2 protein-coding genes are annotated in these 1,315 nt (G+C 67.9%); both read right to left on the bottom strand.

Going from position 1 to position 1,315, the window contains the following annotated elements; genetic code table 11:
• Nucleotides 1-6: 6 nt before the first annotated feature.
• Nucleotides 7-348 (bottom strand): hypothetical protein, encoded by a 342-nt coding sequence (locus C7C45_RS32590; protein WP_110568724.1) that lies wholly within the window; start codon nt 346-348, stop codon nt 7-9.
• A 35-nt stretch (nt 349-383) separates the two neighbouring features.
• Nucleotides 384-1,315, bottom strand: a 932-nt coding sequence (locus C7C45_RS32585) for an alpha/beta fold hydrolase (protein WP_208641513.1), incomplete at its 5' end; no start/stop codon positions are given.

The following is a 1,315-nucleotide window of genomic DNA, read 5'->3' as shown; positions in this document are numbered from 1 at the left end:
GGCCGATCACGCGGCGCGCAGGCCGCGGTGCCGGCTCTCCCACGCCTGGCGTACGCCTCGGGGGAGGTTGAGCAGTCGCCACACCCGGCGCAGCGTCCGTCCGTTGATCAGGGCGCGCAGGTCCTCGGTGCGGGTGGTCTCGCGGAGCACGTTCTCGTACATCCAGAGCAACTGGTCGGGGTCGCCGAGGTCGAAGGTGCGCTCGGCGTTCCACATCAACCGGACCGGCAGCTCCACCACGCCCCGGGTGGGGCCGGACAGCTCGGCGAGCGTCCTCGCCACCACGGCAGGGCGACCTGGGCGTGCCAGGAAGGTCACGCCGGTCGGGGTGGGGGAGACGGCCTGCATGGTGTCAGGGTAACGCCCACCGGAGTCGGTGTCGCTCAGGACGATCCCAGAAAGGCGCGGACAGCGGCGGCGAACTGCGCTGGAGCGTCGTGATGCACAACGTGACCGGCTGGCAGCTCGACAAGATGGGCTTGGCCGGTATGACGGGTGATCATGTCGCGAGCGTGGGCAGCGGTCAGTTCGTCGCTGCGCGTTCCATGAATCAGGAGGGTGGGGCTGCTGACCGATGCCCAGTCCTTCCAGTGGTCACCGTTGAGTGCTTGCTGGGATGCCACCGTGTCGTCGATGTCGAACGACAAGCCCCAGCCGTTCTCCGTCTGACGGAAGGAACATGCCAGGTAAGGCGCTGCCGTGCCCACGGCCGAGGCCAGCGCCTCGCGGGTTGGCGCGTGGCGGGGGAGTGTGGTGGTGAAGGCCCAGTCGCACTCCACGACCGCACCGATGTCCTCGACGATCAGCGCGGTGACCTGGTCCGTGTGCCGGGCGGCGTACTGGTAGGCGTTCACTCCGCCGAGTGAGTGGCCCAGGATCGCCACGGGGCCGACGGCCAGATGCTGGTGAAAGGCGGCGACGTCGGCAACGTAGTCGTCCCGCTCGTAACTTTCGGCGCGGTCGGACTCTCCGTGCCCACGCTGATCGAGTGCGATCACCCGCCACTGCGGTGCCAGCGCCTCCGCCAGCGGCGCCCAGGCCGACGCTTCGTTGTAGTGCCCGTGCAGGGCCAGGAGTGGGGTGCCCGGACCACCGAAGTCCAGATACGAAAGCCGCCGACCCTCAACCACGAAGTACCCACGCATGACCCGGGATAGTAGATCTTGGTTGCCGCGCGTGCATCCGACTTTGTCCCCGCCCTCGTGCGGCCGGAAATGCGCTGTCGCAGTCGACGTGTTCATGATCGACTCCACGTCGCCGATATAGCGGTGTCCATGCGCGCGGATATCCCCATGTCGGCGATGTGGAGTCGATC

Source organism: Micromonospora arborensis (assembly GCF_003205615.1).
Lineage (GTDB): Bacteria > Actinomycetota > Actinomycetes > Mycobacteriales > Micromonosporaceae > Micromonospora > Micromonospora arborensis.
The sequence above is the reverse complement of the archived record's forward strand: the minus strand, read 5'-3'. Positions and strand labels throughout refer to the sequence as shown.